Source organism: Citrobacter sp. wls716, assembly GCF_005280975.1.
In the GTDB taxonomy this organism is placed as follows: Bacteria; Pseudomonadota; Gammaproteobacteria; order Enterobacterales; family Enterobacteriaceae; genus Citrobacter; species Citrobacter youngae.
The window spans coordinates 242057-256130 of record NZ_SZWX01000024.1 but is presented as its reverse complement, the minus strand read 5'-3'; the positions used below and the strand labels follow the sequence as shown (position 1 = coordinate 256130).

The window sequence follows — 14074 nt, the reverse complement described above, 5'->3', positions numbered from 1 at the left end:
GTTTATCGGTATAGTGCCTGAAATAATTTCAGTTAACTCTGAGTTCGTGGATTGGCGGGGAAAATAGCCCCTAAAACGCTGGGCTCAGATGCACCGGTCACCGAAGGCAGGTTGCCCGGCAGTCCCGCGAGTGTACGCCACGCCAGCCAGGCAAAGGCTAACGCTTCCATATCATCACCACTGATCCCGGCTTCATCGGTGGAGGTCACTTCCGTCCCTGGCAGCAGCGCCGCCAGACGCATCATAAGAAGTGGATTGCGACTACCGCCGCCACATACCATCAACCGTTCACACCCACCGCTCAACAGGACCTGCTCGGAAATCGTCACGGCCGTCAGTTCAGCCAAAGTCGCCTGTACGTCTCGTGGGCGAATTCCCGGAAACTGCGCCAGATGGCGTTCAATCCAGCCATAATTGAAATATTCGCGTCCCGTACTCTTTGGCGCTGGTGCAGAGAAATACGGATCGTTAAGCATCGTTTGCAACAGTGGCAGGATCACTGTACCCGAGCAGGCCCACTGTGCATCTTTATCATAAGGTTGGCCACATTGCCGCCAAATCCACGCATCCATCAGCATATTGCCCGGGCCGGTGTCGTACCCTCGAACCGGTTGTTTTGGAATGAGCAGTGACAGATTGGCAATACCACCAATATTTAACACCATCCGACGTTCCGTTGGATGCGCCAGCAACGCCTGATGAAAAGCTGGAACCAGCGGTGCCCCCTGTCCACCTAACGCGATATCGCGCCGACGAAAATCACCGACCACCGTTACCCCGGTACGCGCTACAATCTGGTTGTTATCACCAATTTGTAACGTGTGTGGCGCAATTCCTGTCGGTTCATGCCACACGGTTTGCCCATGACAGCCGATCGCGACAATATCCTGCGGTTTTAATTTTTCCTGCTGCAGCAACGCGTTCACCGCATCAGCGAACAAACGCCCCAACTGCGTGTCCAGTTGACCGTATTGGGAAAGCGTCAGTTGCTGCCCCTGACAAATATCCAGAATGGCCTGTTTTACATGAACGGGGATGGGCCATGTCAGACTTGCCTGCTGCGCAACCATCGTTTCATCTATCGCCGCCAGCACAACATCCACACCATCAAGGCTGGTTCCAGACATCACTCCGATAAAACGGCCCGATTTCATACGTCATCCTTTTAAGCAAATTAGCCTTGACACTCCACCATAAAGTGTCGACTAATTCCATGCTTCCTTGATGATTTTTGCAGGTTAATCTTTCCAGTAACCGCTAAATTCCATCACCGTGATGAATGATTCGTTTATACTCGGTTAACCCGATTTCGGTTAAGATTTTCATATTGTTCCAGTAGAACATGTGACCTTAGGCTCACAAATGCCATATAATTTAGCCATGAGGAGTGCTTTATTAGCGTTTCGTGGTGACAAAGGAGATTTGTAAATGATTAAACGTGTGCTGATTGTTTCATTAATGGGCGTATCTTTAGCGGGCTGCGTTAACAATGATAGCCTTTCCGGTGACGTGTATACCGCATCCGAAGCGAAACAAGTTCAGAACGTTACCTACGGTACGATTGTTCATGTTCGTCCGGTGCAAATCCAGGGTGGTGACGACGCAAACGTGATTGGCGCTATTGGTGGTGCTGTGCTGGGTGGGTTCCTCGGTAACACCGTAGGCGGCGGTACCGGTCGTTCATTAGCGACAGCTGCAGGTGCGGTTGCTGGTGGCGTAGCAGGCCAGGGCGTACAAGGCGCGATGAATAAAACCCAGGGCGTAGAACTGGAAATTCGTAAGGATGACGGTAATACCATTATGGTGGTTCAGAAGCAGGGTGCGACCAAATTCTCTGCGGGTCAGCGCGTTGTTATGGCTAACAATGGTAGCCAGGTTACCGTGTCTCCACGTTAATCGAATTCACGTGTGGTCAGCCTCTGGCCACACGTCGTTTTGATCGCTTTAGCCCTGCGACTGCAGTTCAATGATATTGTGTTCCAGTCTGGCGACCAGTTTTATCAGCAGATCAATTTCCTCAGCGGAAATCCCTTCCAGAATTTCGCCGCGCGTTTTATTGATAACCGCTTCCATATCAGCAATCAGCGGTTCGGCCTTCTCCGTTAATTTAATTCTCTTTGCCCGACGATCGCTGGCGCAAGTCTGTCGTGAAATGAGTCCCTTTTCTTCTAACTGGTCGAGTGTACGCACCAATGAAGGCTGCTCAATACCAATCGCTTTAGCCAGTTGAATCTGTGATTGATCCGGTGGCAACTGATGAATGTTGTGCAGCGTAACCCAATGCGTCTGCGTCAACTCCAGAGGTTTCAGGCGATGGTCAATCAGAGCACGCCAAATGCGCACCAACCGTGCCAGATCAGAACCTAATGGCGATTCCAATTTCATCTCCTTATAATTAGCTTGCTAAGTTATTGTGCTGATTTTAGAATAGTGTGCAGCATTTGTATTCCCAAAACAAATGTATTGCCAAATTTGCTTACCGGATGACATTTTTTCAGACATTATGCGTTACAGAGACACATTGTCCCTTTTTTTGCTAAACCTATAGCAACGCTCTTTTCGCCAAGGATTTTGCCCGTGAAGTTTATGTTTAATGCAACAGGATTGCCCCTACAAGATTTAATGATCGGAGCATCTGTCTACTTCCCCCCTATTTTCAAGGCGTTTGTTGCAGGATTTATCCTCTGGCTAGTTGTTCATCGCCTGCTACGCGACTGGATCTATTCTGGCGAAATCTGGCATCCCCTGTTAATGGATCTGTCCCTCTTTACGCTTTGCGTGTGTCTGGCCTTTGTCATGTTGATTGCGTGGTGATTATGTCGCTTAAAACCATTAAATACTTCTCCACTATTATAGTCGCTGTCATCGCCGTCCTCGCCGGGTGGTGGATGTGGAATTACTATATGCAATCTCCATGGACGCGTGACGGAAAAGTCCGCGCTGAACAGGTCAGCATCACACCGCAAATCTCTGGCAGCATTAGTGAACTCAACATTAAAGATAATCAACTGGTTAACAAAGGCGATATTCTTTTTGTTATCGACAAGACCCCTTTCCAAATAGCTGAGCTGAATGCACAGGCTCAGCTGGCCAAAGCGCAGTCCGATCTGACCAAAGCCGATAATGAAGCCAGACGTCGCCGCAATTTGTCGCAAAATTTCATCTCGGCAGAAGATTTGGACAGTGCACTGCTCAATGTAAAAGCCATGCAGGCGACTGTTGCCGCAGCCCAGGCCAGCTTGCGCCATGCTCAGTGGCAACTGGCGCAAACGGTAGTCAAAGCCCCGGTCACAGGCTGGGTCACCAATCTATCAACCCGTACCGGAGACTACGCCTCAACCGGTAAACCGCTGTTTGCTCTGGTCGACAGTCACTCTTTTTATGTCATGGGCTATTTCGAAGAAACCAAGCTACGCCATATTCAAGACGGGGCACCTGCTCTAATCACTCTCTACAGCGGTAACATTAAGTTACAGGGTCACGTTTCCAGCATTGGTCGCGCTATTTATGATCAGAGCGTGGAAAGCAATTCCGGTCTGGTTCCTGACATCAAACCAAACGTTCCGTGGGTCCGTCTGGCGCAGCGGGTTCCTGTTCGTATCGAATTTGATACCCTTCCGCACGATGTTACGCTGGTTTCGGGGACAACCTGTAGCGTGTCCATCGGTCAGCAAAAATGAAACTGCCCCGCCTGACACCAGCCAGTCTGCCGTGGTTTAAAGCCACGAGCGGACAATGGCGTTACGCGCTGCGTAATACTATTGCGATGTGTCTGGCGCTAACCTTCGCCTATTACCTCAATCTGGACGAACCCTACTGGGCGATGACATCAGCAGCGGTAGTCAGTTTTCCAACCGTTGGTGGCGTGATCAGCAAAAGTCTGGGGCGTATCGCGGGCAGTTTACTTGGTGCAACGGCCGCATTGATTATAGCCGGCCATACGCTCAATGAACCGTGGCTGTTTCTGTTGAGCATGTCAGTCTGGATCGGTTTTTGTACCTGGGCGTGCGCGCATTTCACCAACAACGTGGCCTACGCTTTTCAACTGGCAGGCTATACCGCGGCGATTATTGCGTTTCCAATGGTGCATATTACAGAGGTTACGCAACTATGGGATATCGCCCAGGCACGTGTGTGCGAAGTCATTGTCGGGATCCTGTGTGGCGGCTTGATGATGATGATCCTGCCCAGTACATCCGATGGCACCACGCTGTTGACCGCATTGAAAAATATGCATGCACGTTTGCTGGAGCATGCCAGTTTACTCTGGCAGCCAGAAACCACAGATGCTATCCGCACCGCCCATGAAGGGGTGATCGGCCAAATCCTGACCATGAATCTGCTACGTATTCAGGCGTTCTGGAGCCACTACCGTTTTCGCCGTCAAAATACCTTGCTCAATGCGTTGTTACACCAGCAGTTGCGGTTGACCAGCGTAATTTCCAGTCTGCGGCGGATGCTACTGAACTGGCCCAATCCCCCGGCAAATACCCGGAATGTCATTGAGCAGTTGCTGAACGCATTGGTAAAACCCGATACCGACAGCTACGCCGTCGCGCGGATTATCGCACCGCTGTGCCCCGTCGATCAGCATGACTATCGGCACGTCGCCTTCTGGCAGCGTCTGCGCTATTTTTGCCGTATCTATCTGAAAAGCAGCCATTATCTGCGCTTACTGGAAAAGGGGGTTACGGTCGATAATATCAATATTGAGCGCACGCCGGGTCTTGCCCGTCATACCGATAACGCGGAGGCTCTCTGGAGCGGATTGCGTACATTCATTACGCTGATGGCAATCGGCGCGTGGAGCATTGGCGCACAATGGGAATCAGGCTCCGGGGCTCTGACACTTGCCGCCATCAGCTGCGTGTTGTATTCCGCCGTAGCAGCCCCCTTCAAATCACTCTCTTTGCTGATGCGCACGCTGGTCCTGCTGTCGCTGTTCAGTTTTGTGGTGAAATTCGGTCTGATGGTACAAATTACCGATCTCTGGCAGTTCATTCTGTTTCTCTTCCCACTGCTTGCCACCATGCAGTTGTTAAAATTACAGATGCCGAAACTGGCGGGGCTTTGGGGACAGCTGATCGTCTTTATGGGATCGTTCATCGCGGTGACCAATCCTCCCGTCTATGATTTTGCAGTTTTTTTGAATGACAATACGGCGAAGATCACGGGCGTCGCGCTGTCGTGGCTGGCTTTTGCCATTCTGCGGCCAGGTTCTGATGCGAGAAAGAGCCGCCGTCATATTCGCGCGTTACGGCGTAACTTTGTCGATCAACTTAGCCGCCATCCGTCACTCAGTGAAAATGAGTTTGAGTCACTGACCTATCATCATGTCAGCCAGCTCAGCAACAGCCAGGATGCACTGGCGCGACGTTGGTTACTACGCTGGGGAGTGGTGCTACTGAACTGCTCACACGTGGTATGGCAACTTCGCGTCTGGGAGGCACGATCAGATCCGTTGGCGCGCGTCAGGGATGTGTGTATATCACTGTTACGCGATGTGATGAGTGAACGTGGCGTGCAGCAACGTCCGCTGAATGCCACGCTTAACGAACTCCAGCGCATCTGTGATGCACTGGCCCATCATCATCAGCCCGCAGCGCAGGAGTTATCGGCCCTTATCTGGCGACTACACTGCTCACTTTCACAACTTGAGCAAGCGCCGCCACCGGGCACGCTGAGTCGCTGATTACTTGATAACACCACAGGCGTAGCGCGCACCTCCGCCGCCAAGTGGTTTCGGTTGATCGGACATATTATCGCCACCCACATGGATCATCAGCGCCTTACCTTTTACCTCGTCGAGCGTTTTGAGCCGCGGCGCAACAACCGGCGTTGTCGCATTCCCTTCGTTATTTACCACCAGCAATGGCAGGTCACCCATGTGACCTGCGCCTTCCGGACCTTCATGCTTGCCAGTTTTATGCGGATCATAATGACCGCCAGCCGATTCTGCTGCTGAGGCTTTACCCTCTTTGATAGCGGGTTGGCAACTGCCGTTAGCATGCACATGAAAACCATGTTCACCCGGTGGCAGTGCTTTAAGATCAGGCGTAAACTCCAGCCCTTTTGCGGATTCGGCAATAGTGACCGTACCAATCTCCTGGCCAACGCCCTGCGACGTCACCAGATTCATCACCACCTTCTCACTGGCAGCCTGAGCACCTGCACAGGCCAATAACGTGATGATGGCTAAACTCAAACGTTTCATACAACCTCCGTCATCCAGGTGTCTGACTGATAAGTGTAATCCAGTGACACAAATTTGAACGACGGAACGCTGAATACGTGATTAAGGCACGTCGTAACCGAGCGCCGCTTTACGAATACGGAACCACTGCTGGCGAGACATGTTCAATGACTCTGATTCAATTGCAGCACGCACACGTTCGATTTTACCCGAGCCAATAATCGGCAGTGGCTGCGACGGCAGACGCAGGATCCACGCATACACCACTTGTTCTATGGACTGTGCATTCAGTTCTTCTGCTATCACGGCAAGTTCATTTCGTAATGGCTGGAACGCATCGTCATTAAACAAGCGACCGCCGCCGAGGCAGGACCAGGCCATTGGACGAATACGCAGTTGCTGCAGTTGATCTAAAGTACCATCCAGCAGGAGCGGCTGATGTACCGGAGAGATCTCAACCTGGTTGGTTGCCAGCGTAAACGGTAGACGCGATTGCAACAATGAGAACTGTGCCGGGGTGAAATTAGAGACACCAAAGTGACGCACTTTGCCACTGTGGTGCAATTTTTTGAAAGCGTCGGCGACGTCGTCAGCATCCATAAGCGGATCGGGACGGTGAATCAGCAACAGATCAATATGATCGGTCGCCAGCAGCTTCAGCGATTCTTCCGCACTGGCAATAATATGCGCGCTGTCGGTGATGTAATGGCCCAGCGCATTTTCCGCGCGCGCCGTCGTGGCAATACCGCATTTGGTCACAATCTGCATTTTTTCACGCAAATGCGGAGCCAGTTTCATCGCCTCGCCAAACGCCGCTTCACACTGGTATCCGCCATAAATATCCGCGTGATCGACAGTCGTGACACCCAGATCGAGATGTTCCTCAATAAAGCTGACTAGCTGACGTGCGGACATATTCCAGTCCATCAGGCGCCAGTACCCCATCACAAAGCGCGAAAATTCCGGGCCTTGCGGCGCAATAGTAATACGCTGAACCATAGCAGCTTCCTTATAAGTGAATGTGCATCGAGTATACGCAATTACGCTTTTAAAAGAGTGAAGGTTGTTGCGGTTCTTCCGGCGGGTTGGATTTGTTTGCGCGTAATTTACGCATCAGGCGCTGGCGACAAAGCCGCAGTACCTCCTGCTTTTGGGCATCGCTCATTTTCTGCCAGTTAAAACGCTCATCCCGACTGCGAAAACAGCCACGGCAAAATCCGCGTTCGTCAGACTGACATATTCCACGGCATGGGCTCTGGACAGGGAAAAACTCCAGCTGTTCGGCCACATCCCCTCCTTTAGTAAGATTGATATACCTATTGAAGACGTTAACTGAATTTCTCGCAAGGGCTATTGCATTAGACCGACTGGTCTATTACACTTCTTCCCATGAACAAAGTCACTGAACACGATACACGCGAACATCTGCTGGCGACCGGCGAACTGCTGTGTATGCAGCGCGGCTTCACCGGCATGGGCTTAAGCGAACTACTGAAAACCGCTGAAGTTCCTAAAGGTTCGTTTTATCACTATTTTCGCTCGAAAGAAGCGTTCGGCGTCGCGATGCTGGAACGCCACTATGCGGCCTATCATCAGCGACTGGCTACGCATTTTGCTACAGGGGCGGGGAATTACCGCGACCGTATCCTGGCCTACTATCAGGAAACCCTGAACCAATTTAGCCAGCACGGGATTATCAGCGGCTGTTTAACCGTTAAGCTGTCTGCCGAAGTGTGCGATCTGTCAGAGGATATGCGCACAGCGATGGATAAAGGTGCACGGCACATTATTGCGTTGTTAGCGCAGGCGCTGGAGAAAGGCCGGGGCAATCACTGTCTGTCCTTTGTTGGCGAGCCGTTACAGCAGGCACAGGTGCTGTATGCATTGTGGCTGGGCGCCAACCTCCAGGCCAAGATTTCTCGTAGCGCCACTCCGTTGGAAAATGCGCTGGCGCACGTTAAAACCATCATTACAACGCCTGCCGTTTAACAGGCGTTTTTATTTCTTTTATTACTAGACGACCGGTCTATTCAGGAGTGCCACATGTCATCTGAAAAACTGTTTTCCCCACTGAAAGTGGGCGCCATTACGGCAGCGAACCGCATATTCATGGCGCCACTGACGCGTCTGCGCAGCATCGAGCCGGGCGACATCCCTACTCCGCTGATGGCCGAGTATTACCGTCAACGCGCCAGCGCAGGTCTTATTATCAGCGAAGCGACGCAGATCTCCGCCCAGGCGAAAGGCTATGCAGGGGCGCCGGGGCTACACAGCGAAGCACAGATTGCCGCATGGAAAAAAATCACTGCGGCCGTACATGCTGAGCAAGGTCATATTGCTGTTCAGTTGTGGCACACCGGGCGCATTTCTCACGCCAGTCTGCAGCCAAATGGTCAGGCACCGGTTGCGCCGTCTGCGATTAGCGCCGGTACCCGCACCTCACTGCGCGATGAAAACGGCCTGGCAACGCGTGTCGATACCTCAATGCCGCGTGCGCTGGAAACCGAAGAAATCCCAGGCATCGTAAATGACTTCCGTCAGGCGATTGCCAACGCACGCGAAGCGGGCTTCGACATGGTTGAACTGCATTCCGCTCACGGCTACCTGCTGCATCAATTCCTGTCACCAACGTCTAACCAGCGTACCGATCAATACGGCGGTAGCGTCGAAAATCGTGCGCGTCTTGTGCTGGAAGTGGTTGATGCCGGTATTAAAGAATGGGGCGCCGATCGCATTGGTATCCGTGTTTCCCCTATCGGCTCGTTCCAGAACGTCGACAACGGTCCGAATGAAGAGGCTGATGCTCTGTATCTGATTGAACAATTGGGCAAGCGTGGAATCGCTTACCTGCACATGTCTGAGCCAGACTGGGCTGGTGGCGAACCGTATTCAGACGCGTTCCGCGAGAAAGTTCGCGCCCGTTTCCACGGTCCGATTATTGGTGCGGGCGCCTATACGCCAGAGAAAGCCGAATCACTGATCGAGAAAGGTCTGATCGATGCTGTTGCCTTTGGTCGTGCTTACATAGCTAACCCGGATCTGGTTGCACGTCTGCAGCGTAAAGCCGAGCTCAATCCACAGCGTGCGGAAAGTTTCTACGGCGGCGGTGCTGAAGGCTATACCGATTATCCTACCCTGTAATCTCACAAACTCAGTTCTGCCATTGATAGCGGCGTAACAACGCCGCTATACTAAAACAACATTTTGAATGTATTAGCCATTTTCGAAGGGGAAAAAGATGCGTTTACTTCATACCATGCTGCGCGTGGGTGACCTGCAGCGTTCCATCGAGTTTTATACTAACGTGTTGGGCATGAAGCTGCTGCGTACCAGCGAAAACCCTGAATACAAGTACTCTCTGGCCTTTGTCGGCTACGGCCCGGAAACCAGCGAAGCGGTGATCGAACTGACTTATAACTGGGGTGTCGATAAGTATGAGCTGGGCACAGCCTACGGTCATATCGCCCTGAGCGTAGATAACGCGGCAGAGGCCTGTGAACGTATTCGTCAAAACGGCGGTAACGTAACGCGTGAAGCGGGTCCGGTAAAAGGCGGCACAACTGTGATCGCGTTTGTTGAAGATCCGGACGGCTATAAAATTGAGCTGATCGAAGAAAAAGACGCCGGCCGCGGTCTGGGCGACTAACCTCCCCTCGGGCGCAGATCGTCTGTGCCCGTAGTTTTATACTCATCATTTTGCCATAATACGCGCTGCAATTTTCCCGTATTAAGAGACCCAGATGTCCGATAACGCTCAACTTTCCGGTCTGTGTGACCGTTTTCGTGGTTTTTATCCTGTCGTCATTGATGTCGAAACAGCAGGATTTAACGCCAAAACCGATGCGCTGCTTGAAATTGCCGCCATCACTCTGAAAATGGATGAACAAGGCTGGCTGATGCCGGACATGACGTTACATTTCCACGTTGAACCGTTTGAAGGGGCGAATTTACAACCCGAAGCGCTGGCATTTAACGGTATTGACCCGAACAATCCGCTACGCGGCGCGGTCAGCGAATATGACGCTCTGCATGCCATCTTCAAAATGGTGCGTAAAGGTATCAAAGATAGCGGCTGTAATCGGGCTATCATGGTGGCGCACAATGCGACATTTGATCACAGTTTTATGATGGCTGCAGCAGAACGAGCTTCACTGAAACGTAATCCGTTTCACCCCTTCGTCACCTTTGATACGGCAGCATTAAGCGGCCTGTCGTTGGGGCAAACAGTACTGTCAAAAGCCTGTCTGGCTGCAGGAATGGAGTTTGATGGGACTCAGGCGCACTCGGCGCTGTATGACACAGAACGGACAGCCGTTCTGTTTTGCGAAATCGTTAACCGCTGGAAACGCCTCGGCGGTTGGCCTCTTCCCATGCCCGAAGAAGCATAACGGACCGATAAAAAAAGCGACCATCACAGGTCGCTTTTTTATTTCCGCTAAAATTACTCAGCGTCTGGCTCTTCGGTTTTGTATTTCGCCGCAGTTTCTTTAATCAACTGCTGCAACTCCCCGCGCTGGTACATTTCAATTAAAATGTCACAGCCGCCTACCAGTTCACCATCAACCCACAGCTGTGGGAAAGTCGGCCAGTTGGCATATTTCGGCAGCTCGGCGCGAATATCCGGGTTCTGCAGAATATCAACATAAGCAAAACGTTCACCACAGGCGGACAACGCCTGCACAGCCTGAGCAGAGAAACCGCAGCTTGGCAGTTTTGGGGAACCTTTCATGTACAGGAGAATCGGGTTTTCAGCGATCTGGCGCTGGATTTTTTCGATAGTGGTGCTCATTATCTTGCTTCCTTAAACTTCTTTTACGGCAGTAGTCTGACATTGTAGCGGGTCAGGCAGGTAACGGAAAATAACATTTTCATTACGCGATATTATTTTATCGCCTGTCGTTAAAAGTTGCATTCACAATCTCATTTATCCGCATGAAGCCTGTGGATTTGATTATCTGTTCACCAATTACGCCCTGAATTGCTGTTTTTTTTTGCGGTCGGTTACGAAACGTAGTTTTAAACGAAAAAAGCTATTAACTTTCCCTCTTTCTATAGATTAGAATCGTCAAGTTTTGAAAATCACACGCAGGCACGATAGACCTGCCTTACCAGAGGACTGCTCAGTGGCGCGGATAAACCGAATCTCGATCACGCTCTGTGCTTTACTTTTTACCACACTGCCTTTTACGCCTATGGCTCATGCTTCCAAGCAGGCCAGGACGACACCTACCGCTTCCCACACCGTCAAGACGGTAGATAAAAAGAAAAGCGCAACAGCCAGCCAAAAAGCAACAAAAACCAACAAGAAAACGGCGACAAAAAACACCAGTAAAACCAGTACGAAAACGGCTTCCTCCTCCAAAAAACGCACAGCGACTCCTGCAAAATCGACGAAAACAGCAAACCGTCGTAGTAAAACAGCGGCAATACAATCCCCCGCCGTCACCTGGACTGAAAAATGTACCCCGCGCAAAGGTCATAAGCCACGTTGTGTAAAAGTGAAGACGACTGCGCCAACAGCCGTTGCTGATGTACATAAAGTGAAAGTACAGAAAGCAACCAAAACCGCCATGTCTACCCTGATGAACCAAATCGGCAAACCTTACCGTTGGGGGGGCACCTCACCCAGAACCGGTTTTGATTGCAGCGGGCTGGTTTATTACGCATACAAAGATCTGGTCAAGTTCCGTATTCCGCGTACCGCCAATGAAATGTATCACCTGCGCGACGCTGCGCCGATTGAACGTGGCGAACTGAAAAACGGTGATCTGGTCTTCTTCCGCACGCAAGGTCGCGGTACCGCCGACCACGTTGGCGTCTATGTCGGCAATGGTAAATTTATCCAGTCTCCACGCAGCGGTCAGGAAATTCAAATAACCTCTCTGAGCGAAGATTACTGGCAACGCCACTACGTGGGCGCTCGCCGTGTAATGACGCCGAAAACAATTCGCTAAAAACTTACCCTACAGAATATGCTGTAGGGTAAGTTCTTCTTTTGCATAACCTTTCAATTTGCTACCCTATCCTTACTCACAATGAGGCTATTGTGTGTACTCAATATAAATAATAAGGAGAGAAGCAATGTCGTTCGAATTACCTGCATTACCGTATGCCAAAGATGCTCTGGCACCGCACATTTCTGCCGAAACGCTGGAATACCACTATGGCAAACATCACCAGACTTACGTTACTAACCTGAATAACCTGATTAAAGGCACGGCGTTTGAAGGTAAATCACTGGAAGAGATCGTACGTAGCTCTGAAGGTGGTGTATTCAATAACGCAGCCCAGGTCTGGAACCACACGTTCTACTGGAACTGCCTGGCCCCGAACGCAGGTGGCGAGCCGACCGGTAAACTGGCCGAAGCGATTGCCGCCTCCTTTGGCAGCTTTGCAGACTTCAAAGCACAATTCACCGATGCCGCTATCAAGAATTTCGGTTCTGGCTGGACCTGGCTGGTCAAAGGAACGGATGGCAAACTGGCTATCGTGTCCACCTCCAACGCAGGTACACCGCTGACGACTGACGCGACGCCGCTGATGACCGTTGACGTGTGGGAACATGCTTACTACATCGATTATCGTAATGCCCGTCCTGGCTACCTGGAACACTTCTGGGCACTGGTGAACTGGGAATTTGTTGCGAAAAACTTCGCAGCATAAGATGACAACGCAGAAGGGTTTCCCTTCTGCGTTTTTGTTTTTAATTCGTTGCGTTGCAGACTTCTTCCGCTTGTTTCCTTGCCGAGACAAAGACCAGCAGTAGCGCAAGTCCCGCCACAATCGCCCCCATTACCGGTACGAAACTGTAGCCCAACCCTCCGGAAATTACCGCCCCACCAGCCGCCGCTCCCAGGGCATTCCCCAGATTAAACGCGCCAATATTAACTGACGATGACAATCCAGGCGCCTCGCTGGCAACGCGCATCACACGCATCTGCAGCGGCGGAACCACCGCAAACGTTGCTGCACCCCACACCACCATACTCACGGCCGCACCCAGCTCATTACGCGCAAGGAAAGGTATCGCCAGCATAATAATCATCAGCAGCAGTAAAAAGCCTTTCAGCGTACCGTTAACCGAACGGTCAGCCAGTTTACCCCCCAGATAGTTACCGATAGAGAACCCAACGCCAATCAGCACCAGCATAGCGGTGACAAACGCCGGTGTAGCATGAGTAATGCTATGCAGCACGGGTGAGATGTAGGTATAAAGCGTAAACATCGCCCCGGCCCCCAGAACGGTCGTCAGCAGAGCCGACAACACCTGCGGACGCATGAGTACCGCCAGTTCGCTGCGGACATCCGGGCGCTCTCCTGCCCCACCTTTGGGTAATGAGAAGAACAGGCTGACCATGGCGATAACACCCAGTCCCGCCGTCGCCATAAAGGACATACGCCAGCCGATGGTTTCCCCAAGCCAGGTTGCTGCGGGAACACCGCCAATATTGGCAATTGTTAACCCCATAAACATAGTTGCTACGGCACTGGCCTGTTTGTGTTTGGGCACCACGCTTGCGGCAACCACAGAGCCAAGGCCGAAAAATGCCCCGTGGTTAAGACTGGTCAAAATGCGCGACAGCATCAGCGTCGTGTAATCCGGAGATATCGCCGAAAGTACATTACCCAACGTAAAAATGGCCATCAGGAAGATAAGCGCATTGCGACGCGCACGATGGGACAGCAGTAATGTCATCAGCGGGGCGCCAACCATCACGCCTACCGCATACGCGCTGATTAACATCCCTGCGGCCGGAATGGATACATCCACGCCTTTGGCAATGACGGGTAGCAACCCCATGGGAGAAAATTCGGTCGTTCCAATGCCAAACGCACCTATCGCCAGCGCCAGTAAAGGATAATTGAGTTTCATCTATCGAC

16 protein-coding genes and 1 pseudogene are annotated in these 14074 nt (G+C 51.6%); 10 read left to right on the top strand and 7 right to left on the bottom strand.

Annotated features, from left to right (window positions below; genetic code table 11):
* Positions 1-32 precede the first annotated feature (32 nt).
* On the bottom strand, positions 33-1154 hold the full coding sequence (gene anmK, locus FDX24_RS07630; protein WP_048211755.1) for an anhydro-N-acetylmuramic acid kinase: 1122 nt from the start codon (positions 1152-1154) through the stop codon (positions 33-35).
* Positions 1155-1428: 274 nt separating this feature from the next.
* Here anmK and slyB point away from each other — a divergent pair, with 274 nt between their 5' ends.
* Positions 1429-1896 (top strand): outer membrane lipoprotein SlyB, encoded by a 468-nt coding sequence (slyB, locus tag FDX24_RS07625; protein ID WP_003029175.1) that lies wholly within the window; start codon positions 1429-1431, stop codon positions 1894-1896.
* Positions 1897-1944: 48 nt separating this feature from the next.
* Here the strand turns inward: slyB and slyA are convergent, their stop codons facing one another.
* Positions 1945-2385, bottom strand: coding sequence for a transcriptional regulator SlyA (gene slyA, locus FDX24_RS07620; protein ID WP_019076732.1), 441 nt, complete (start codon positions 2383-2385; stop codon positions 1945-1947).
* A 192-nt stretch (positions 2386-2577) separates the two neighbouring features.
* Between slyA and FDX24_RS07615 the strand changes: the two genes are divergently transcribed.
* The 3 genes and pseudogenes from FDX24_RS07615 (at position 2578) to FDX24_RS07605 (ending at position 5717) form a co-directional block, all read left to right on the top strand.
* Complete coding sequence (locus FDX24_RS07615) at positions 2578-2814, top strand: DUF1656 domain-containing protein (RefSeq protein WP_005127177.1); 237 nt, start codon at positions 2578-2580, stop codon at positions 2812-2814.
* Between the two features lie 2 nt (positions 2815-2816).
* Positions 2817-3680 (top strand): HlyD family secretion protein, encoded by an 864-nt coding sequence (locus FDX24_RS07610; RefSeq protein WP_048211756.1) that lies wholly within the window; start codon positions 2817-2819, stop codon positions 3678-3680.
* Positions 3677-5717: pseudogene (locus FDX24_RS07605) on the top strand (FUSC family protein). The gene FDX24_RS07610 and the pseudogene FDX24_RS07605 overlap by 4 nt, the downstream one beginning before the upstream one ends.
* Here the strand turns inward: FDX24_RS07605 and sodC are convergent.
* From sodC to FDX24_RS07590, 3 genes are all read right to left on the bottom strand, one after another.
* Positions 5693-6214, bottom strand: coding sequence for a superoxide dismutase [Cu-Zn] SodC (gene sodC / locus FDX24_RS07600; protein ID WP_005127180.1), 522 nt, complete (start codon positions 6212-6214; stop codon positions 5693-5695). The pseudogene FDX24_RS07605 and the gene sodC sit on opposite strands and share 25 nt — an antisense overlap.
* An 81-nt stretch (positions 6215-6295) precedes the next feature.
* Positions 6296-7192, bottom strand: coding sequence for an aldo/keto reductase family oxidoreductase (locus FDX24_RS07595; protein WP_048214269.1), 897 nt, complete (start codon positions 7190-7192; stop codon positions 6296-6298).
* A gap of 49 nt (positions 7193-7241) precedes the next feature.
* The gene (locus FDX24_RS07590; protein WP_048211759.1) at positions 7242-7481 is read right to left on the bottom strand and encodes a DUF1289 domain-containing protein; all 240 of its coding nucleotides are present in this window, start codon (positions 7479-7481) and stop codon (positions 7242-7244) included.
* 101 nt (positions 7482-7582) lie between these two features.
* On the opposite strand from FDX24_RS07590, the gene FDX24_RS07585 reads away from it, so the two are divergent.
* The 4 genes from FDX24_RS07585 to rnt all read left to right on the top strand — a co-directional run bounded on the left by FDX24_RS07585 (position 7583) and on the right by rnt (position 10581).
* A complete protein-coding gene (locus FDX24_RS07585) occupies positions 7583-8182 on the top strand; it encodes a TetR/AcrR family transcriptional regulator (protein ID WP_048211760.1) in 600 nt (199 codons plus the stop codon).
* 54 nt (positions 8183-8236) lie between these two features.
* Positions 8237-9334, top strand: a complete 1098-nt coding sequence (locus tag FDX24_RS07580; RefSeq protein ID WP_137364082.1) for an alkene reductase — start codon at positions 8237-8239, stop codon at positions 9332-9334.
* A gap of 97 nt (positions 9335-9431) precedes the next feature.
* Positions 9432-9839, top strand: a complete 408-nt coding sequence (gene gloA, locus FDX24_RS07575; RefSeq protein ID WP_003029198.1) for a lactoylglutathione lyase — start codon at positions 9432-9434, stop codon at positions 9837-9839.
* 94 nt (positions 9840-9933) lie between these two features.
* Positions 9934-10581 (top strand): ribonuclease T, encoded by a 648-nt coding sequence (gene rnt, locus FDX24_RS07570; RefSeq protein WP_137364081.1) that lies wholly within the window; start codon positions 9934-9936, stop codon positions 10579-10581.
* A gap of 53 nt (positions 10582-10634) precedes the next feature.
* Here the strand turns inward: rnt and grxD are convergent, their stop codons facing one another.
* Positions 10635-10982, bottom strand: a complete 348-nt coding sequence (grxD, locus tag FDX24_RS07565; RefSeq protein WP_003832760.1) for a monothiol glutaredoxin 4 — start codon at positions 10980-10982, stop codon at positions 10635-10637.
* Between the two features lie 334 nt (positions 10983-11316).
* Between grxD and FDX24_RS07560 the strand changes: the two genes are divergently transcribed.
* Positions 11317-12147 (top strand): C40 family peptidase, encoded by an 831-nt coding sequence (locus FDX24_RS07560; RefSeq protein WP_048211763.1) that lies wholly within the window; start codon positions 11317-11319, stop codon positions 12145-12147.
* Between the two features lie 127 nt (positions 12148-12274).
* The gene (sodB, locus tag FDX24_RS07555; protein ID WP_048211764.1) at positions 12275-12856 is read left to right on the top strand and encodes a superoxide dismutase [Fe]; all 582 of its coding nucleotides are present in this window, start codon (positions 12275-12277) and stop codon (positions 12854-12856) included.
* Between the two features lie 40 nt (positions 12857-12896).
* Here the strand turns inward: sodB and FDX24_RS07550 are convergent, their stop codons facing one another.
* On the bottom strand, positions 12897-14066 hold the full coding sequence (locus tag FDX24_RS07550) for an MFS transporter (RefSeq protein WP_048211765.1): 1170 nt from the start codon (positions 14064-14066) through the stop codon (positions 12897-12899).
* Positions 14067-14074: the final 8 nt, after the last annotated feature.